Origin of the sequence: Amycolatopsis samaneae (assembly GCF_039541975.1) — a bacterium.
In the GTDB taxonomy this organism is placed as follows: domain Bacteria; phylum Actinomycetota; class Actinomycetes; order Mycobacteriales; family Pseudonocardiaceae; genus Amycolatopsis; species Amycolatopsis samaneae.
The window spans coordinates 78,701-98,073 of record NZ_BAABHG010000025.1 but is presented as its reverse complement, the minus strand read 5'-3'; the positions used below and the strand labels follow the sequence as shown (position 1 = coordinate 98,073).

General features: G+C 69.3%; 19 protein-coding genes and 2 pseudogenes. 12 read left to right on the top strand and 9 right to left on the bottom strand.

The window, feature by feature from the left end:
• Nucleotides 1–86 (bottom strand): annotated as a pseudogene (locus ABD987_RS42035) (transcriptional regulator); the annotation flags it as partial.
• A gap of 82 nt (nt 87–168) precedes the next feature.
• Here ABD987_RS42035 and ABD987_RS42030 point away from each other — a divergent pair.
• Both ABD987_RS42030 and ABD987_RS42025 read left to right on the top strand, forming a co-directional pair.
• Nucleotides 169–648: an ArsI/CadI family heavy metal resistance metalloenzyme gene (locus ABD987_RS42030; RefSeq protein WP_345408140.1), complete on the top strand. Its 480-nt coding sequence runs from the start codon at nt 169–171 to the stop codon at nt 646–648.
• 644 nt (nt 649–1,292) lie between these two features.
• Nucleotides 1,293–1,868: a hypothetical protein gene (locus ABD987_RS42025; protein WP_345408138.1), complete on the top strand. Its 576-nt coding sequence runs from the start codon at nt 1,293–1,295 to the stop codon at nt 1,866–1,868.
• A gap of 560 nt (nt 1,869–2,428) precedes the next feature.
• Here ABD987_RS42025 and ABD987_RS42020 read toward each other — a convergent pair.
• Nucleotides 2,429–3,844: an MFS transporter gene (locus ABD987_RS42020; protein WP_345408136.1), complete on the bottom strand. Its 1,416-nt coding sequence runs from the start codon at nt 3,842–3,844 to the stop codon at nt 2,429–2,431.
• Between the two features lie 87 nt (nt 3,845–3,931).
• Between ABD987_RS42020 and ABD987_RS42015 the strand changes: the two genes are divergently transcribed.
• The 3 genes from ABD987_RS42015 (at nt 3,932) to ABD987_RS42005 (ending at nt 6,574) form a co-directional block, all read left to right on the top strand.
• Nucleotides 3,932–4,531 carry a TetR/AcrR family transcriptional regulator gene (locus tag ABD987_RS42015; protein WP_345408134.1) on the top strand — a complete coding sequence of 200 codons (600 nt, stop codon included), beginning with the start codon at nt 3,932–3,934 and terminating at the stop codon, nt 4,529–4,531.
• A 151-nt stretch (nt 4,532–4,682) separates the two neighbouring features.
• The gene (locus tag ABD987_RS42010; protein ID WP_345408132.1) at nt 4,683–4,868 is read left to right on the top strand and encodes a hypothetical protein; all 186 of its coding nucleotides are present in this window, start codon (nt 4,683–4,685) and stop codon (nt 4,866–4,868) included.
• Between the two features lie 278 nt (nt 4,869–5,146).
• Complete coding sequence (locus tag ABD987_RS42005; protein ID WP_378214249.1) at nt 5,147–6,574, top strand: HNH endonuclease signature motif containing protein; 1,428 nt, start codon at nt 5,147–5,149, stop codon at nt 6,572–6,574.
• Nucleotides 6,575–6,588: 14 nt separating this feature from the next.
• On the opposite strand, the pseudogene ABD987_RS42000 reads toward ABD987_RS42005, so the two are convergent.
• From ABD987_RS42000 to dprE2, 4 genes and pseudogenes are all read right to left on the bottom strand, one after another.
• A pseudogene (locus ABD987_RS42000) lies at nt 6,589–7,185 on the bottom strand (class I SAM-dependent methyltransferase); the annotation flags it as partial.
• Between the two features lie 66 nt (nt 7,186–7,251).
• The gene (locus ABD987_RS41995) at nt 7,252–7,695 is read right to left on the bottom strand and encodes a DUF6924 domain-containing protein (RefSeq protein ID WP_378214255.1); all 444 of its coding nucleotides are present in this window, start codon (nt 7,693–7,695) and stop codon (nt 7,252–7,254) included.
• Nucleotides 7,696–7,845: 150 nt separating this feature from the next.
• Nucleotides 7,846–9,072 (bottom strand): LCP family protein, encoded by a 1,227-nt coding sequence (locus ABD987_RS41990; protein WP_345408126.1) that lies wholly within the window; start codon nt 9,070–9,072, stop codon nt 7,846–7,848.
• A 177-nt stretch (nt 9,073–9,249) separates the two neighbouring features.
• Nucleotides 9,250–9,993, bottom strand: coding sequence for a decaprenylphospho-beta-D-erythro-pentofuranosid-2-ulose 2-reductase (dprE2, locus tag ABD987_RS41985; protein ID WP_345408124.1), 744 nt, complete (start codon nt 9,991–9,993; stop codon nt 9,250–9,252).
• Nucleotides 9,994–10,248: 255 nt separating this feature from the next.
• On the opposite strand from dprE2, the gene ABD987_RS41980 reads away from it, so the two are divergent.
• Together ABD987_RS41980 and ABD987_RS41975 are read left to right on the top strand one after the other, a co-directional pair.
• Nucleotides 10,249–11,634, top strand: coding sequence for a carbohydrate-binding protein (locus ABD987_RS41980; protein WP_345408122.1), 1,386 nt, complete (start codon nt 10,249–10,251; stop codon nt 11,632–11,634).
• Between the two features lie 13 nt (nt 11,635–11,647).
• Nucleotides 11,648–12,868, top strand: a complete 1,221-nt coding sequence (locus tag ABD987_RS41975) for a glycoside hydrolase family 64 protein (RefSeq protein WP_345408120.1) — start codon at nt 11,648–11,650, stop codon at nt 12,866–12,868.
• Between the two features lie 111 nt (nt 12,869–12,979).
• Here the strand turns inward: ABD987_RS41975 and ABD987_RS41970 are convergent, their stop codons facing one another.
• The gene (locus ABD987_RS41970) at nt 12,980–13,246 is read right to left on the bottom strand and encodes a WhiB family transcriptional regulator (RefSeq protein ID WP_345408118.1); all 267 of its coding nucleotides are present in this window, start codon (nt 13,244–13,246) and stop codon (nt 12,980–12,982) included.
• 462 nt (nt 13,247–13,708) lie between these two features.
• Here ABD987_RS41970 and ABD987_RS41965 point away from each other — a divergent pair, with 462 nt between their 5' ends.
• The gene (locus ABD987_RS41965) at nt 13,709–14,200 is read left to right on the top strand and encodes an RNA polymerase sigma factor (protein WP_345408116.1); all 492 of its coding nucleotides are present in this window, start codon (nt 13,709–13,711) and stop codon (nt 14,198–14,200) included.
• A 196-nt stretch (nt 14,201–14,396) separates the two neighbouring features.
• A complete protein-coding gene (locus tag ABD987_RS41960; protein ID WP_345408142.1) occupies nt 14,397–14,957 on the top strand; it encodes a sigma-70 family RNA polymerase sigma factor in 561 nt (186 codons plus the stop codon).
• A 1-nt stretch (nt 14,958) separates the two neighbouring features.
• Here ABD987_RS41960 and ABD987_RS41955 read toward each other — a convergent pair whose 3' ends face one another.
• Complete coding sequence (locus ABD987_RS41955) at nt 14,959–15,822, bottom strand: LysR substrate-binding domain-containing protein (protein WP_345408114.1); 864 nt, start codon at nt 15,820–15,822, stop codon at nt 14,959–14,961.
• A 97-nt stretch (nt 15,823–15,919) separates the two neighbouring features.
• On the opposite strand from ABD987_RS41955, the gene ABD987_RS41950 reads away from it, so the two are divergent.
• Nucleotides 15,920–16,954, top strand: coding sequence for a bile acid:sodium symporter family protein (locus ABD987_RS41950; protein ID WP_345408112.1), 1,035 nt, complete (start codon nt 15,920–15,922; stop codon nt 16,952–16,954).
• A 68-nt stretch (nt 16,955–17,022) separates the two neighbouring features.
• Here the strand turns inward: ABD987_RS41950 and ABD987_RS41945 are convergent, their stop codons facing one another.
• Nucleotides 17,023–17,481, bottom strand: a complete 459-nt coding sequence (locus tag ABD987_RS41945) for a MarR family winged helix-turn-helix transcriptional regulator (RefSeq protein WP_345408110.1) — start codon at nt 17,479–17,481, stop codon at nt 17,023–17,025.
• 149 nt (nt 17,482–17,630) lie between these two features.
• Between ABD987_RS41945 and ABD987_RS41940 the strand changes: the two genes are divergently transcribed.
• Nucleotides 17,631–18,611 (top strand): alpha/beta hydrolase, encoded by a 981-nt coding sequence (locus ABD987_RS41940; protein WP_345408108.1) that lies wholly within the window; start codon nt 17,631–17,633, stop codon nt 18,609–18,611.
• Nucleotides 18,612–18,667: 56 nt separating this feature from the next.
• A complete protein-coding gene (locus ABD987_RS41935; RefSeq protein ID WP_345408106.1) occupies nt 18,668–19,369 on the top strand; it encodes a sensor domain-containing protein in 702 nt (233 codons plus the stop codon).
• The last annotated feature ends 4 nt before the right edge of the window (nt 19,370–19,373 follow it).

The following is a 19,373-nucleotide window of genomic DNA, read 5'->3' as shown; positions in this document are numbered from 1 at the left end:
TCCACCGACTGCTCCTCGGACAACGGTTCCCGGGCCAGCGGGGAGCAGCAGGCGTCCATCGCGATGATCGGCAGTTGCTTCGACATCCCTCTATGTTGACAGACATCTACATAGACGGCAATCTAAGCCGCATCCTGTTTCGACAAACATCTATCCAAGGAGGATGGGATGTCCCGAGTCCAGCTCGCACTGCGTGTCGGCGACCTGGAAGGCTCGATCGCCTTCTACACCAAGCTGTTCGACACCGAACCCGCGAAACGCCGCCCCGGCTACGCGAACTTCGCCATCGCCGAACCACCGCTGAAGCTCGTGCTCCTGGAAGGTGAGCCCGGCCAAGCCACCGTCATGGACCACCTCGGCGTCGAGGTCGAGTCCACCGAGCAGGTCGACACCGCCACCCGGCGACTCACCGGCGAAGGGCTCGAAACGCTGACGGAGGACAACACCACCTGCTGCTACGCCGTGCAGGACAAGGTCTGGATACACGGCCCCGGCCAGGAACCCTGGGAGGTCTACACCGTCAAAGCCGACTCCCCGGCCTACGGCACCGACAGCGGCGCACTCGCCACGCCGGCCACCTGCTGCCAGCCCGACCCCGCCACCGGCGAAACCGACAAGGCCAGCCAGCCTGAAGGCTGCTGCGCCTGAACAACCACGACCCCGGTTCAGGCGGTCGCACCTGACCGCCCGAACCAGCACCTCACCACGGAAGCCTCGGACTTCGGCCGCGCCCAGGTGACAGTTGGAGCCGCCTGATTCCTGCTACCTGTGTGAGCAGCTGATCGTCATCAGGCCGGCACGGTCTGGCGCGAAGCACTTGAGCTGCACCAGCAGCAAGGGCGCGTCGCGGGCACAGCGGCTACTCGACGACCTCAACAACGCAGAGCGAGACCAGCGGCAACTCGATATCCAGGTCCGACCCTGTCCCTTCTCATGAGATCTTGCCGGAGAGGGGGCGTTGACCAGGGAAGATGTAATTTATAGCGAGACTTCGCGACCGTTTATCTTACGACGGGCTGTCTCATGTCATTTTGTCGTTCATTACGTTTTGAGTTCTGGCGTTATTACGTCATTCCAGCAGCCTGTCTTGGCCGTTAGGGCAGTTTTCGCCGGACGTGGCGAAACGGCGTGGAGAGACGGGCTACGGTGGGCATCGTCATGTGGCAGAGGAACAGAGCTACGGGCCGCGTTGCGTGCCACTACCTTCTATGCCGAGGTCAGCAACCATGCCAACGCCTGGTTTTCCCCCGCACACGCTTGACTCCAGGGGAGATCCAATCTGGATCACCGAGTTGACCAGCGACGAAGACCCGAACCATACCCTGCACGTCGTGAATGGCCTCGAGCCGGCAGAAGCGCTGGAAACGCTGGGTGCCAAACCACGGTTGTTCCAGCCCTGTAAGTTACCTGACAGAAAGCCAGACAGGTGGACGTCCCTGCCCGCTGCGGCTCTTGGTATCGAATCGGGGGCCGCCTTGTTGGCGGGACGCATCAGTAAGTGGACGTTCGTCTACGACGACTCCATGGCCACCGACCACGAGAACACGCCGTCGCTCTCCGCCAACGGTCGATCAGCGGCGACAAGCATGTTCTCCATACACGCCGATGCCAGTCTCACTTACGTCGTCAACTCCGAACAGCTCGCTTGGATCGACATCCACGACGATCTCGAAGCGGATCTCCCCGGCATGCCCGCCGACCTGCGCGCAGCATTTGACGCGGCGGGCATCTTCGGGCCCGAGGACGATGCCGAACCTGGTAAGCACGACGATGCCGTTCTCATGCGCGCCGTTTGCGCCTTGGCAGGACTCACGTGCACTTTGAGCGACCTGCGCCGCATCCCGCTCCTGGTTACCGCATTCGGCTGACCTCCCGTCGGCGGCGGTGAACCGCAACTGCAGGGGCTGGGAGAGCACGGTGTTGACTTCGCCGGCGAAGTCGAGCACGGTCAGCAGCCGGGCCTCGGCCAGTGACTCGTATCCGTGGTGGCGCCCAGTGCCGGCGAGGAAATGCAGCCCAGCGCGGTGCCGTTGCCGGGGATGCCACGAGAAGGTCCGCACCGGCACGCGGCCTGTGATCGGCTGGGGGCCAGATCCCGCGCCGGGGACGTGATCTCCGCGCCGGTGTACCGGCAAGTCGTCGTCCACCGCCGTGCCCAGCCGTCCGGTCGCGTGAGTTCCTCGCGGAGACACATGGGTATCGGGTGACCGGTCACGAGTTCGGGCCATGCGCAGGTGTGTGACCACAGCGCGGTCGATCGATGCCATGCTCGGCGGGACGGCCGAGCTGCTCAAGCTCGTCCATTCCTCCATGGAACCGCGCGCGTCGCTCCATCGGATCGAGCGACGCACCACCGGTGCCTGGATTCCTGCACGCCACCCGTTCCCTTCCCGCGACTGCCGCCACCGTAACGCACTCGGCGCGACGGCTACTGGTCCTGCTCGTCGCGTTGTGCGGGCAACAGGAACGCGAGCGGGCCGACAAGCGCCATGAGCGCGGCAACGATCAGGAACGCGTGCCCGTAGCCATCCGCAAGGGCCTCTGGAGCGGGGGACGCGGTGACCGTGACCAGCACGGCGAGACCGAGCGCTCCGCCGACCTGCTTGGTGGTGTTCATCAGTCCTGAAGCCGCACCGGCATCGGACGTGCCGACTCCGGAGGTGACCGCGGTCGTGATCGGGGTGTTGAGCAGCCCGCCGCCGATCGAGAACACGATGGCGGGGCCGAGAATCCCGGCGAGATAGCCACTCTCGGGAGACAGGCGGCTCTGCCAGACGAACCCGGCCGCGCCGATCAGTGCACCCGTCGCGACCAGCACCCGCCCGTCGACATAGCGCATCAGCCACGGGGTGAGACGCGCCCCGACGAGGATGGTCACCACGGTGTGCGGGAGGAACGCGAACCCGGTCTGCAACGGCGAGTAGCGCAGCACGTTCTGCATGGACAGGGTGAGGAAGTACCACATCGGATTCAGGCACGCGCCCGCCAGCAGCATCACGACATTCCCGCCGGAGATCGCCCGGATCCGGAACAACCGCAACGGAATCAGCGGAGTGACTGCGAACCGCGCCTCGACCAGAACGAACAACCCCAGCGCGACCACGCTGACGACGAGACCGGCCGCAGTGGACGGAGCAGCCCAGCCACGGCCACTCACCTGGGCGATCCCGTAGGCCAGCGCCACCAACCCGATCGTGGCCAGCACCGCGCCGGGAACATCGACAGTCCGCCGCCGGGTCTCGCCGCGGTCGCGGCTTACCAACCGGGCGGCCAACACGATCGCGAGCACTCCGATCGGCACATTGATCAACAACGTCGACCGCCACGACAGGAACTCGGTCAGCACACCGCCGAGCAGATTCCCCGCCGTCCCACCCGCGACACCAACCGCGGTCCACGTGGCGAGCGCCCGCGTGCGCCCGGCGCCTTCGGGGAAGGTCGTGGTCAGGATCGTCAGCGTCGCCGGAGCCAGCACCGCCGCACCGAGCCCCTGCCCCGCGCGGGCCGCGATCAGCAGTCCTGCCGAGTTCGCCAGACCGCCGACCAGGCTCGCCGCGGTGAACACCACCAGCCCGGCGACGAACACCCGCTTACGGCCGACCAGGTCCGCCAGCCGCCCACCGAGCAGCAGCAGCCCGGCGAAGACCAGCGCGTAGGCGTTGACCACCCACTGCAGCCCCGCCGCGTCGAACCCCAGCGTCCGCTGAATCGAGGGCAGCGCGACGTTCACCACCGAGATGTCCAACACCAGCATGAACTGCGCCGCACACACCACAGCCACCACGACCCGCGACGCCGCGCTGTCTCGTACATGCGGCGCGACGGATACACCCCGCCGGCTCATCGATCGACGCCTCCCGACTTCGTGATACACACGTACCATATACAGCTGTATCATAATACGTCGTTGCTCTCCGGAAAGGACCACATCGTGCCGCGAACCGTCGATCACGCCGAACGCCGCGCGCAGCTCGCCGACGCACTCGTCCGCGTCGCCGCCCGCGACGGCCTGCACGCGGTCACCATGCGCGCCGTCGCAGAGGAGGCCGGCGTGTCCCTGCGCCTGGTGCAGTACTACTTCGACACCAAAGCCCAGCTCATGCTCGGTGCTCTACGCCACCTCGAAACCCGCAGCCGCCAACGCTGGGCCGACCGCCTCGCCGAACTGCCCGACCCCGTGCCACCGCGGGCGTTCCTCGAAGCGTTCCTGGCCGAAGCGCTGCCCACCGACGACCAAAGCCGCGTCTTCCACCTCGTCGGCACCTCCTACGCCGCACTGGCCATGACCGACCCCGACCTCGCCACCGAACCGTTCACCCTCGGCATCGACGACCTCGACCGCCAACTCGCCGACGCCCTCAAACGCGCCCAAGCCGACGGGAAACTCGCCCCCGGACTCGATGTCACCATCGAAGCGGCACGGTTGATCAGCCTCAGTCACGGTCTCGGCACCAGCGTCCTGGTCGGCCAGCGAACTGTCGACGCGGCAACCGAAATCGTGAACTACCACCTCAACCAGCTCTTCCCCTGAACGCCGGCGACGTCCCACGCCGAACCAGCCCGGAATACAGCAGTGTTTGACACCACGCGACAAGCCGGGCAACAGACCAGGCAGCCGACCCGGGTGACAACTAGCGTGACCAGCGAGTGAGAACTGTCGCGACCAAGACGGCAGGCACAGCGTGGTCAGCGGCTCGCCCGGTGACAGCTATCGCGACCCGGCACAGTTCCTCGGCCTGGGCTGGGCGAACCAGTCGGCACTCACGCTCATCTGCGATTCGTGTGGCTATGTGCACGAGTTCGCGGGCAGGCGCCCGGACATGTGGCGCGCGGATCAGGGATATCCGCCCGGCATCGAGGCCGGCTGACCCCTCGACCAGGCATCGGCCGCGCACGCCGCCGGAACCCACCAGGATCGGCCTCGTGGCCCGATACTCGAACTACGGTCGAACTCGACCGCGGCCACCGTCACGCGCCCGCGGCCATGCACTCGATCGTTGCGACCTTGGCACGAAACTTTCTTCCGTCAGAAGGAAAACCAACGGCCAGGGGCCGCGGTCACGATCAGCCGAGCCAGGTCTTACCGACCCTAATTTCACTCGATCGTGTCGAACATCTGTGCGAGTGCCTGCGGTAGGATGGAGGCGTGTCCAGGAACCTGTCCACCCAGGAACCGCCACCGCTGTGGCGGTTGTCCGGTCGCGAACTCGCCGATGAGGTGCGTACGCGGCTGGAAGCCTTGTGGCGTCTGGACGCGGAACTCGGCCAGCTACTGATGGAGGTCGATTCTCGCGGGGTGTCCGAGCTGTACGGCTACGGATCCACCGCGGCGTGGTTCGCACACATGGGGCGAATGTCGCGCGGTGAAGCCAAAAAGTGCCTTGATCATGCGCGTGGGCTGAATCCTGGTCGTCACGTCGACGGTACCGAAACACCCGCCGCCGCGCCAGCGACCGGAGCAGCCGCACTCGCCGGAGAGATCGGACCACACCACACCAGCCGGATCTTGTTGTTCCTGAAGAAGATTCCAGCGGGTGTGTCCGAAGAGGACAGAACGAGTGCGGAGAAGATTCTGGTGGAGCTGGCGCGCCAGGCGACACCACAAGAGGTCGACAAGGCCGCCGACGAGATCCTGGCCCGCATGGACCAGGACGGAAAGGAACCGAAGGACCCGGACCCAGCCGAGCGGAAGCCGGAACTGCGGATGCGGCAACGCAAGGACGGCTGGTTCGACATTGACGGCCAGCTCGACCCGATCACCGGGACCCGGCTGAGCACGATCCTCGACCCGCTGGCAACTCCTCGGCCTGCAGGGGAAGACAAGTGGCCGGACCTACGGACCACGTCCCAGCGGTACGGGGAAGCGTTCGGTGAGGCCATCGCGATGCTGGCCAACGTGCCGGACGTGCCCGGCGGCGACCGCGCCCAGATGGTGGTCACCGTCAGCCTGAACGACCTCAAGACCAAGCTCGGCACCGCCTGCCTGGACATGGTCAGCGAACTGACCGCCACTGAGACACGCATGCTCGCCTGCGACTGCCAGATCATCCCCGCGGTGCTCGGATCGAAAGGCGAACCACTCGACCTCGGCAGAACCAAACGACTCGTCACCCCGGCACTACGCAAAGCACTGATCATCCGAGACGGCGGCTGCGCTTTCCCCGGCTGCCACCGAAAACCGAGACACTGCGACGCCCACCACCCGATCGCCTGGGCACACGGCGGACTGACAGTGCTCCGGAATCTCGTGTTGCTCTGTACTGCCCATCATCGACTACTGCACAGTTCACCATGGACAGTCCACATCGCCGAAGACGGACTGCCCACCTTTGTCCCGCCCGACTACGTGGATCCCTTACGCAGCCCCAGAAGAAACCTCCTCCATCACCCCGCACGATCAACTACCGGGCGTTCCGGCGAGCGTGCGACCGCCAGGAAATGTGCGCTGGCGTTGATCAGCAATGGGTCCCGCTCCACCAGGCGGGCACAGCGCAGGGCCGCTTCGGCGCGAGCGGCGAACTCGTGCGCGCCGGCGACGTCGAGCGCGGGCCATGCCGGTCCTTCCACACCGTAGATCTCGACATCCACCAGCCCGGCCTGCCGGATCTCGGCCCGGAGTTCGTCGGCCGTGTGCCAGTGGGTCGGCACGAATCCGACGTGCCCGTCGTACTCGCCCGTCGCCACGACCGTTTCGACCGAGGGCAGCAGGTTTTCGGTGAGTGCGCCGGTGGTGCCTGTCTCCACAGTGGAGAGATAGCGGCTGATCGCCGCCGCGGCGAGGACGCCGCCCGGCCGGAGTACCCGCCGCGCCTCCGCCAGTGCCCGCGCGCGGTCGGCCGGGTCGACGAGGTGGTAGAGCGGGCCCATCACCAGGACGACATCCACGCTGTCGTCGGCGGCGGGCAGTCGGCGGGCGTCGCCCACCTCGGCGGTGACACCCGGCAACGCCGCCGCGGCGTCGACGTGTGCGGGAACCACGTCGACCAGGTGCACCGTGTGCCCGTCGCGGGCGAGCCAGCCGGCATGCACGCCGGTCCCGCCGCCCACGTCGAGGATTTTCGCCGGAGTGGTGAGAAATCGCCGGAGGAGTTCCTGGGTGCGAAGGAACTCCAGCCTGCCGTGCGGTGTCCGGGTCAGGCGGTCGTGCTCGGTTTCAGTGGCATAGTGGCGGGCGAGAGGCGTCATAACGCATGGTGGCCGGGACCGCGAAGAACCGGCAAACCATTTCCGCGGCGGACGCGCGGGCGCCGGTCACGAGTGTTCGACGACCTCGAAGCCCCGATACACGCCATCCTCGCCGACCGCGTCGGCGTACTCGGCGAAATCCAGATTCGCCAGCGAGAGATTGGCGTCGATCGACGCGAGTTCCGAGACCAGGGCGCGGAACGTGCTTCCCGGCTCTTCCTCGTCGTCCAGATCGACGATGAGCACACTGCGGTCCTGCGGGCGTTTCTCCGCCGACGCGGTGGTGAGCCCGTCCGCCACGGCCAGGTAGGCGTACTCGCCACCGTCCGGGACGAGCGTGAGCAGCTGCTGGGTCGTCATGCCCTCGTAGCGGGAATCGTCCACTACCCGCACCTCGGTGAGCAGCCCTTCGGAAGTCAGTCCGCGAAGCAGGTCGGACAGCTCTTCCCACGCCCGCGGATGGGTGAAGTCGGTGCGGATCACGAGCGCGCCGTCCCCCTCGGGGAGCATCTTCACTGGCCTCCGCCCTCCTGGTGGCTCCTGCGGTGGTCGGCCGCGAGCCTAAACCCGCGTGACGCGGAAATCGCCGATCCAGTGACCTTTGGGCAGGTTCGGCTTCCGTTCCCGCTCACACGGACGGACGCGGCCCCGCCCGGCGCCTCAGTTCACACAGCCCGCCGCGGAGCCGACCCGCGGCGAGGAAAGGGTCGGCGGTTCGGGCGAGGTGCCGGGCGTGGCGGGGGCGCTGGGTGTGCCGGTGTTCGCCACCGGCCGGACGCCGCCCTGGCCCGGGGTGTCCGAGGACGCGGTGACCGACGGGGTGGCCAGCACGGTCCGCACGAAGTCGCGCACCCGGGCCGGATCGACCCGCACGGCGTCGCCGTCGTACGGGGTGGCCAGCGAAAGGCTCTCCACCGGGACGGTGACGAAGCCGATCGAGCCCGAGCTGAGCCCGCGCAGTTGCTGGGCGAAGCTCAGCACGTCCCAGCCCTGGTCGAGCACGACGGCTCCCTGGACGGCCGACATCAACGCGTCCAGTTTCGCCGGGCTGGTCAGCGTTCCCGCGCCGAGGACGTTCTTGGCCATGCTGGACAGGAAGGCCTGCTGCCGCGCGATCCGGTCGAGGTCGCCGTTGGGCAGGTCGTACCGCTGCCGGACGAAGGCGAGCGCCTGGGCGCCGGACAGGGTCTGCGGCCCGGCCGCGAAGTCCGCGCCGGAGTGACTCTCGTGCACCGGCGCGTTCAGGCAGACCTGCACCCCGCCGACGGCGTTGCTCAGCGCGTAGAACCCGGCGAGGTTCACCGCGGCGTAGTGGTTGATGGTGAGCCCGGTGAACTGTTCGACGGTCTGGATCGTGCTCTTGGCACCGGCCTCGTTGGCCTGGACCTCCAGCCGCGCACCGGACAGCCCCTGCGCGCTCAGCTCCGACTTCTTGGCGGCCTTGGCCCTGCTGTAGGCCGAGTTGATCTTGTGCTTGCCCAGCCCGCCCGCGAGGTCCACATAGGAGTCACGCGGGATCGAGATCGCCGTCGCGGCCGCACCGCCCGCCGGGATGTGCACCACGATCATGGTGTCGGTGGTGTCCCCGCCATCGCTGGTGTCGCCGGCGTGCAACGCGTCGAGCACGTGCTGCGGCAGCGGCTCACCGTTCGCGTCGGTGCGCGAGTCCAGCCCGACCAGCAGGATGTTCTGCGCGGTCCGCAGGGGCGTGCCGAGCTGCTCGCTCGGCACCTTTCCGGACGAGGAGATGACATCCGCGGTCACCAGCGACGCGTCGAGCCGGTGCAGTTGTGACCACGCGTAACCGGTGGCGCCGAGGACGAGTGTCGACACCACTCCCAGCGCGACGCGGCCGCCGACACGACGGCCCCGAGACGTGAGCAGCACGACGAACTCCCCTTGCCTTCCCTGGCGCGGATTCCTGACCCCGACATCGAGGATCACCGCGTTAGCTGGGAAGAACCTGAGAAACCTGTCGCAAACCCGTGTGGACCGCCCGCCCGGCCCAATATCACACAACGCCGCGTAGCCGGCACGGCACACCGCGCCCGGGACTCACCCCGATCAGCGCGGCAGGCGCCGCCAGATCGCCCGCGGCACAAGCCGCATGACCGCGAACACCGGCCGGAGAATCCCGGGCACCCAGACCGTGGCACGTCCGCGGCGAAGCGCGGCGACGGTCGCGTCGGCGACCTGGTCCGGGGTACTGGAGAACGGCGCGGGTGCCATGCCCTCGGTCATCCTGCCGATCACGAAACCGGGCCGCACCAGCAGCAGCCGCGCGCCGCTGCCGTGCAGCGCGTCACCGAGCCCGCTCGCGAAGCCGTCGAGCCCGGCCTTCGCCGAGCCGTAGACGTAGTTGGCCCGCCGCACCCGCACCCCGGCGACCGAGGAGAACACCACGAGGGTGCCGTCCCGCTGCTCCCGCAGCAGGTTCGCCGCGTGGGTGAGCACGCCGACCTGCGCGACGTAGTCGGTGTGCACGATGGCCGCGGCGTGCGCCGCGTCGGCCTCCGCCCGCGCCTGGTCACCGAGGATGCCGAAGGCGAGCACGACGACGTCGAGCGGGCCGTGCGCGGCCGCCACCTTCGCGAGGAGGGCACCGTGCCCGGCGAGGTCGTCGGCGTCGAACTCGACGCGGTCCACCACCTCGGCGCCCGCCTCGCGCAGCAGCGCGCTTTCCGCCGTCAGTTCGGCGCTGCGCCGCGCGGCCAGCACGACGCGCCGCGCGCCGCCGGACACCAGCCGCCGCGCCACGGCGAGGCCGATTTCACTGCGTCCGCCAAGGACGAGGACCGTTCCGCTCACGCCCGGCAGTCTGCCACTCCCCCGGCCCGCCCACCGGCCGGGCCGTGGTCCAGACCTTCTCGCGAACCGTTCGCCGCGCGACGGCCAAGTTCCTCCGAACGGCGGACTGACACCGGCCGGTCGCCGCGTTCTCATAGAGGCCCGAGGTTTGTTGTGAACCACAACAAACCTCGTCCTGGAGCACGCCCGGCAAGGAGGTCCCCGATGCCCCGCACGAGCACCGCCCACGCCCGGCCGGGCAGACGGCGCCCTTTCTTGACAAATGGAGTCCTGACAACCGGAGTCCTGGTCACCGGCGCGCTGGCGGCGGCCGCGCTGGTCACGCTCCCGGTGACGATGCGGGCACAGGCCACCCCGCAGGCACCGGCGGCGGGCTGGACGCAGGTCTTCGCCGACGACTTCGACGGCGGCGCGGGCAGCAGGGTCGACCCGGCGAAATGGCAGTACACCACCGGAACCAGCTATCCCGGTGGCCCCGCGCGCTTCGGCACCGGCGAGATCGAGACGATGACCGACAGCACGCGCAACGTCGCGCTGGACGGTTCCGGACACCTCAGGATCACCCCGCAGCGCGACGCGGGCGGGCAGTGGACCTCCGGCCGGATCGAGACGGTCCGCACCGACTTCCAGCCGCCCGCGAACGGCACCCTGCGCGTCGAATCGCGGATCCAGATGCCGAACGTGACCGGCGAGGCTGCGAAGGGCTACTGGCCCGCGTTCTGGGCGCTCGGCGCGCCGTTCCGCGGGAACTGGTGGAACTGGCCGGGAATCGGCGAGCTCGACATCATGGAGAACGTCCAGGGCCTCAACAACGTGTGGTCCACCGTCCACTGTGGAACCTCGCCGGGCGGGCCGTGCAACGAGACCACCGGCATCGGCGGCCAGCGGGCGTGCCCGGACACCGCCTGCCAGGCCGGTTTCCACACCTACGCGCTCGAATGGGACCGCGGCGTCAGTCCCAACCAGCTGCGCTTCTCCGTCGACAACGTCACCTACCACACCGTGCGCCAGGACCAGGTCGACGCTACGACCTGGAAGAACGCCACCGACCACGGCTTCTTCGTGATCCTCAACGTCGCGATGGGCGGTGGGTTCCCCGACGCGTTCGGCGGCGGGCCGACCGCGGCGACCCAACCCGGCGTCCCGATGGTCGTCGACTACGTGCACGTCCTTTCCCGCGGCGGCGGCACGCCACCCACCACTCCGACCACCCCGCCGAACTCCGGGAAGCGGGACGCCTACGGGCGGATCGAGGCGGAGACGGCCGACACACTCACCGGGCTGGCCACCGAGCCGTCCGCGGACGCGGGCGGCGGGCAGAACCTCGCCAAGGCGAAGAACGGACAGTGGGCGCTCTACCGGAACGTCGACTTCGGCGCCACCGCGGCCCGGCAGTTCACCGGACGGGTCGCCAGCGGCGCCACGGGCGGGGTCAGCGGGCTCGTCGAGGTCCGCCTCGACCACGCCACGGCCGCGCCGATCGGTAGCTTCGCCATCGCCGGCACCGGCGGGTGGCAGAGCTGGAAGACCGTACCGGCCAACATCGCCGGGGTCGCCGGCAAGCACGACGTGTACCTGACGTTCACCAGCGGCCAGCCCGCCCCGTTCGTCAGCCTCAACTGGTTCACCTTCGGGCACTGACGGAAGGAGCACGATGTCCACAAAGCACAGTCCACACCGCACCGGACGGCGGCTCCGCACCGCGCTCGCCGCGCTGGTCCTGCTCGCCGCGGCGGGCACCGCCGCCCCGGGCCAGGCACAGGCGGCGGCCGGGCAGTTCCCATTGACGGTCAAGAACGACACCGGCGGCAAGTGGACCGACGCCCAGGTCCATGTCACCGTGCTGGGCATGCCCGAGCCGGGTGGCAGGTGGCACTACCTCAAGCCCGACGGCACGTTCACGCCGATCGACCACAACGACGCCACCGCGCCGGGGCACCTGACCAAGAACGGCCGGGACTACGCCAACATGTCGTTCACCCTGGCGCAGGCCAAAACGGTCGCGATGCCGTCGAGTGTGTACGGCGGGCGGGTGTTCCTCTCCCTCGGCTCGCCGATGTACCTGCCGATCGCCGCGGACGACGGCGGCTGGGGCGGACCGGACCTCGGCGACCCGAAGGACCCGAACGCCGACGTCTACTTCGACTGGTACGAGTACACCTTCGCCGACGGCAAGGCCAACTTCGGCGGGAACACCACGCAGGTCGACATGTTCGGGTTCCCGATGACCGCGCGTCTCGAACAGTCCTCGACCGGTTACGACCAGACCGTCGGCATCACCAAGAGCCGGGCGGAGGTGTTCTCGCAGTATCCGGGCGCGGTCGGCGAAGCGTTCGAACCGCTCGCCGGCACCTACCGGATCCTCGCGCCGCGCTCGTCCCCGCTGTTCTCCCCCGGCGGCGCGCAGCAGGGCTACTTCCAGGCCGCCATCGACCAGGCGTGGGGCAGGTACGCGGGCGGCTTCACGCTGACCCGGCTCGGCCAGACGTTCACCGGGAAGGTCTCCGGCGACACGCTCACCTTCACCAAGGACGGTTCCGCCCCGCAGAAGCTCAGGAAACCGACCACCAAGGACGTCGTGGAGTGCTCCGGCGCGCTCGCCGCACCGGGGATGAGTTCGCTCGAACTCGAACTCGGCGCGGAGTTCTGCGCCGCGTTCAACCGCGGCGTCGCCGATGACACGGCGAAGTGGTACACACCCTCGGCGTATTACTCCGGCAAGGCGCAGAACGACTTCGCGAAGTTCTTCCACTCCGTCGGCATCGATCACCGCGCGTACGGGTTCCCCTACGACGACATCAACGACCAGAGCTCGGTGAAGATCCTGAACAACAGCAAGCCGCCGAGCGCGCTCACGCTCAGCGTCGGCTGGTAGGACGCGCGCCGGGGTGGCGTCCGGATATCCGGATCTCACCCCGGCGCGCGGGAATTCCCGGCGAAAACGCCCGGGACGAATACGAATTACCACCAGTGAACAACGGCGGCGTCAGGCGACCTCACGCCGCGCCAGGACGTCGCGGCGGGTCAGTGCGCGGCGTTCGGCCGCGGTGGTGCCGCCGAACACGCCGTGGTCGAGCCCGTTGCGCAGCGCGTGGGAAAGACATTCCGCGCGGACCGGGCAGCGGGCGCACACGGCCTGGGCGTGCCGGGTCTGGCGGGCGCCGGGCCCGACCTCGGAGATCGGGAAGAACAGTTCCGGGTCCTCGTTGCGGCAGGCCGCTTCCTCCTGCCAATCGGCCGTCATGGCATCCATTTCTTCGTTCACCTCCTCACTTCCATTGTCGTTTCCCGTCAACCGACTTCTCGAAACACGGGTCCCCCCGACCACCGCGGCGAAGCTGCTTTCGCCGGGGGTGAGGAGGAAGAGAGCCGCCGAAGGGGCGGCCAGAGTGCCAACGCGCCGGGGCCCGCTTTTGCTTCCCCCGGACGTGTCGGCTCCGTCACGTTTCGCGCGAGCCCCTCCCGCCCAGTCTGACCCGCGCGAGCGAGGACGCCAACCGGGCGGATGCTCTCCCGGCGGCCGGCCCGTGACGTCCTCGGACGGTCCCCGGCCCCGCGTGTCCCGCCCCGCCTTGACTTCGCGCCACGGTCACCCCGCGTGATCACTTCGGTACCACATCGGCAGCCTTGACCAAATCGTTACACCTGGCGGCCCGCTCAGTGCTCCTGTCCCAAGAAGGGCAACACGCGCTGCGAGGGGACGGTGAGGGAACGCGTGCGTGCTGACGACGACTTCGACACGTACTTCCGTGCCGATTTCCCGCAGCTGGTGGGCTTTCTGTGCAAGCTGGGAACCGAGGTGGAGATGGCCTATGACGTGGCCGCCGACGCGATGCTGCTCGCCTCCGAGTCCTGGCCGTCGATCGAGCACCCCCGGGCCTGGGTGCGCGGGGTGGCGGGCAGACTCGCCGCCGAACGCTCGAGTTTCGACGTCGGCCCGCGGGCGGGCTGGATCCCGCTGCCCGAACCCGCCGACGACAAGCTGACGGCGCTCGTCGCCCAGAACGCCGAGATCATCGAACTGCTCTCCGTGCTCCCACCCCAGCAACGGACCGTGCTGGTGTGGCTGCTCGACGGGTTCACACCCGCCGAAACCGCGGAGGCGCTGAAGATCAGCCCCGCGACGGTCCGCTCCCACCGCCGGCACGCGCGGGAACGGTTGAGACAGCGGTTCCCCGCCACCCGGCGAACACACGACAAGAGGTGAGGCAGCGATGCCGGAAACCACCTACAGCGATCAGGCGATCACCGAAACCCTGCGGACGGCCGACGCCGCGCTGACCGACACGCTCCACACCGGCATCGACGTCGAGGGCGCCCTGCTCCGGCTGAAGAACCGCGCGCTGGTGCGGGAACTGTCCTCGGCGGACCGGTCCGCCGACCCCTTCCCGTCGCACTGGCGCCTGCTCGACGCGCCGGTCGCCGACGCGGTCGACGGTGACCCGTCGGCGATCGACCGGCTGCTGGCCGCGATCCGGCCGCTGGTCGTGCGGTACTGCCGGGCCAGGATCGGCAGGCAGGAGCGGTCGTACGCCTCCGCAGACGACGTCGCGCAGGAGGTGTGCCTCGCGGTGCTCACGGCCCTGCCCGCCTATCGCGACCAGGGCCGTCCGTTCCTCGGTTTCGTCTACGGCATCGCCCAGCACAAGGTGGCCGACGCGCACCGGGCGGTGGCCCGCAACCGCGCCGACCCCGTCGCGGATCTGCCCGAGGAGGCCGAAACCGGGGTCGGGCCGGAACAGCGCGCGCTGCAGACCGAGCTGAACGAGCGCATGGCCCGGCTGCTGAGCGTGCTGCCCGACCGGCAGCGGGAGATCGTGGTGCTGCGCGTGGTCGTCGGGCTGACCGCGGACGAGACCGCGGACGCGGTGGGCTCGACGCCCGGCGCGGTCCGGGTCGCCCAGCACCGGGCGCTGGGGCGGCTGCGCCGCGTCCTCACCGAGGGGACCGACGCGCCGGACTGAGTCAGGGGCGCCCGGTGGGATGGAGCCCGCTCACCCGGTCCATGATGAACTCGGCGAGCGCCACTGCGGGTTCCTCGGCCGAATCCCTTGCCAGCAGCATGAACTCGATGTCGCCGGGATCCGGGAGCCCGAGTTCGGCGGGCAGTTCGACGAGGTCGGCCGGGATCAGGCTGCGCGCGTGCAGGCTCACGCCGAGCCCGGCGGTGGCGGCGGCGCGCAGGCCGGTCAGGCTCGAGGTCTGGCAGGCGGCCCGCCACTCCGTCCCGGCGCGTTCGAGGCATTCCACCGCGACCTGCCGGGTGATCGAGGGCATCGGGTACTGCACGAGCGGCACCGGCTGACCGGGTTCGAGCACCGTGGCCGCCGAGCCGATCCACACGAGCGGTTCCCGCCACAGCAGCCGTCCCCGCGTGGCGCCCGGCCTGCGCTTGCCGAGCACCACGTCGAGCTGTCCCGCCCGCAGCCGCTGGGCCAGGGTGTCCGACAGCTCCACGGTGAGCTCGACGTCGACGAGCGGGTGACTGCGCCGGAGCCGGTGGAGCACGTCGGGCAGTTCGCCGAGCGCGAAGTCCTCCGACACCCCGAACCGGACCCGCCCGCGGATCTCGGCGCCGCGGAAGTGCCGCGCGGCACGGTCCTCGGTGTCCACGATGGTCTGCGCGAAACCGAGCATCGCCTGCCCGCGCGCGGTGAGGTCCACGGCGTGCGTGTCGCGCGCGAACAGCAGCCCACCGGCCGCGTCCTCCAGCCGCCGGATGTGCTGGCTCACCGTGGGCTGGCCCACCCCGAGCCGCCGCGCGGCCGCGGTGAAGCTGCGGGTCTCGGCGACCGCGAGGAACGACCGGCACAGGCGGGGATCGAGCACGGGCCGAGTTTATCGCATTTCCTGATAACAGTCAGTGCGGTCATCGGGGTTCACAATGATCAGCTACGCGCCGAGAATGGCGGAGGAAGGGAGATCCATGACCACCGTGCTCACGACGCTGACGAAACCACTCACCGCCGTCCTCGCCAAACTCCGCATCGACCCGTTCATCGCGGGGATCCTCGCCACGGTGGGCGTCGCGTCCCTGCTGCCCGCCTCCGGCGCGATCGCGCACGGTTTCGGGGTGGCCACGAACATCGCGGTCGGGCTGCTGTTCTTCCTCTACGGCGCGCGGCTGTCCACCCAGGAGACGGTGGACGGGCTGCGGCATTGGCGGCTGCACGTCGTGGTGCTGTGCGCCACGTTCGTGCTCTTCCCGCTGCTCGGCCTCGCCACCGCGGTGCTTCCCTCCGGCCTGCTGTCGCCGCAGCTCTACACCGGGGTGCTGTTCCTGTGTGTCCTGCCGTCCACGGTGCAGTCCTCGATCGCGTTCACCTCGATCGCGCGCGGCAACGTCGCGGCGGCGATCTGCAGCGCGTCGCTGTCGAACATGCTCGGCATCGTGTTCACCCCGTTGCTGGTGGCGCTGCTGCTGGCCACCGACGGGGGCGGGATCAACGGCTCGGCGGTGCTCGACATCGTGCTGCAGCTGCTGGTGCCGTTCGTGGCAGGGCAGCTGGCGCGGCGGTGGATCGGCGACTGGATCACCCGGCACTCCGCGCCGCTGAAGATCTTCGACCGCGGCTCGATCCTGCTGGTGGTGTACACCGCGTTCAGCGCCGGGATGACCGAGGGCATCTGGCACCGGATCGACCTGGTGAGCCTCCTGGTGCTGGCCGCGGTGTGCGCGGCGATCCTTGGCCTGGTGCTGTCGATCACCGGCGCCGGCTCGAAACTGCTCGGCTTCGGCCGCGCGGACCGGATCACGATCCTGTTCTGCGGCTCGAAGAAGAGCCTCGCCAGCGGGCTCCCGATGGCGACCGTCCTCTTCGGACACGACAGGGTCGGGCTGATCGTGCTGCCGCTGATGCTGTTCCACCAGATCCAGCTGATCGTCTGCGCGGCGCTCGCCCGGCGCTACGCGCGGCAGGCCCTGCCCGCGCCGGACGGCGACCTGGTGCGAGCGGCCTGAGCGCTCATCGGGACTGTCCCCGCGCGTCCCGCGACACGCGAAGAACGGACTACCCGGCGGTCGCCGGCTCAGGAAGGAGAGAGCGCTTCCCGATAGGCGTTCACCGATTCCGCCAATCGGTCGAGTTCGGCCCGCATCCGGCCGAGCGCGGCTTCGTCCAGCCCCATCGCCTCGCCGATCACGTCCGGAATCCCGGCGGCCTTCTCGCGCAGCGCTTTTCCGGACTCGGTGAGCCCGATCCGGACCGAACGCTCGTCGTCCGACCGGCGGGTGCGGCACACCAGACCGGCCGCCTGCAAACGCTTCAGGAGCGGCGACAGCGTACCGGAATCGAGGTTGAGTTCGGCACCGAGTTCCTTGACCGGCCGGTCGTCGCGCTCCCAGAGCGCCAGCATCACCAGGTACTGCGGGTAGGTGAGGTCCAGGTCGGCCAGGACGACGCGATAGAGCGAGGTCACCGCGCGCGAAGCCGCGTACAGCCCGAAGCAGAGCTGATCGTCCAGCCGCAGCGACAGGGGTTCGGTCATCACGTCCTCCTCGAACCCCTCATGGTGCCCCACTCGCCATACACCTCGCAACTCAAGTGCTTCAAATCTCATCGCGTCCAACTTAGTTGTGCACAACTTAATTGTGGGCTACCTTCTCTGGTGTCAGTCCGCTTCCGAAGGAGACAGCCATGACCGCCAACCCGCACGACCTCGCGCTGGAACCCGCCGCACAGGCGTTCGCCGAGGCCACCGACCAGCCGCCGTACCTGTTCCAGCTCCCGCCCGCCGAAGGCCGCAAGGCCGTCGACGGAGTGCAGGACGGCGACGTCGCCCTGCCCGAAGCGGACGTCGAGACCATCGCCGTGCCGGGCGGCCCGCACGGCACCGTCGAGACCCGGATCGTCCGCCCGGCGGGCGCCACCGGTCCCCTGCCGGTGCTCGTCTACCTGCACGGCGCCGGCTGGGTGTTCGGCGACTTCCACACCCACGAGCGGCTGGTGCGCGAGCTCGCGGCGGGCACCGGCGCGGCGGTGGTGTTCCCGGAGTACAGCCGTTCGCCGGAGGCGCGCTACCCCGTCGCGATCGAGGAGAACTACGCCGTCGCGAAGTGGGTCGCCGAGCACGGTTCCGAGCGGGGACTGGACGCCACCCGCGTCGCGATCGCCGGGGACTCCGTCGGTGGCAACATGACCGCGGCGCTCACGCTGCTGGCCAAGCGCCGCGGCGACGTCCGCTTCCGGCAGCAGGTGCTGTTCTACCCGGTCACCGACGCGGGCATGGACACCGAGTCGTACCGGAGGTTCGCCGACGGCTACTTCCTCAGCCACGAAGGCATGAAGTGGTTCTGGGACCAGTACACCACCGATCCGGCGCAGCGCGCGGAAAGCACCGCGTCGCCGCTGCGCGCGAGCGTCGAAGAGCTCGCGGACCTGCCGCCCGCCCTGGTGATCACGGCCGAGGCGGACGTCCTCCGCGACGAGGGTGAGGCCTACGCGGCGAAGCTGCGCCGGGCGGGCGTGCCGGTGACCGCCGTGCGGTACCAGGGAGTCATCCACGACTTCGTGATGCTCAACGCGCTGCGCGAAACCCACGCCGCCGGTGCCGCCATCGCCCAGGCGATCGCGGTGCTGAAGGACGCCTTCGCGCGGGAAGAGCCCAGCGCGGAGTAGGCCCGTTTCAGCCCGTTGTCATCGGGATCTCATGTCCCCCGCGCATTGTTCGGGACATGAGCGAGCAAGGGTATGTCCCGGGGGCGCCGGCGGTGGCCCGGCGTCCCCGGCGCAAGCGGCCGATCGTGATCGCCGTCGTGGCGGCCTGTCTCGTCGTGGCCGGGGTGACGTGGCTCGTCTGGCCGTCGGCCCGCGGCCCGGTGCCGGGCACGGTCCAGGCGGGTGTGCTCACGCTGACCGAGGCGAGCGAACTCACCGGCGTCACCCTGGCGTCGGAAACCGGCGCCGCCGAGCCGCCGCCCGCGCTGGCGGCCGATCCGCCGAACTGCGCGGTGGCCGTCGGCCCGGCGACCCAGGCGGTCTACGGGCGGGAGTGGACGTCGTTCCTGTCCAGGTCCTACCAGGACTCCGAAACGGTTTCCCAGCACACGGTGACCCAGGTCCTCGGCGTCTACCCGGACGGGGAGAAGGCGCGCGCCGTGTTCCGCGTCCTCGCCGACGGCGTGAAGAGCTGTAGCTCGGCCGTCCGGACCGACGGCGACCAGGACACGTCGAGCTGGAACTACCAGGTCACCTCGGCCGCTGCCGACGCCATGGCCTGGTCCGCCACCCAGGAGTCGGGGGACGGCTGGGCCTGTCACCGCCAGGCACGGCTCAAGGGGAACACCGTGCTGCAGGTGGTGGTCTGCCAGGCGGGCGACGGCCGCCCCGCCGCCGCGAAGATCGCCGACCAGGTCGCCGGCCGAGTGGGCGCGTGAGGCG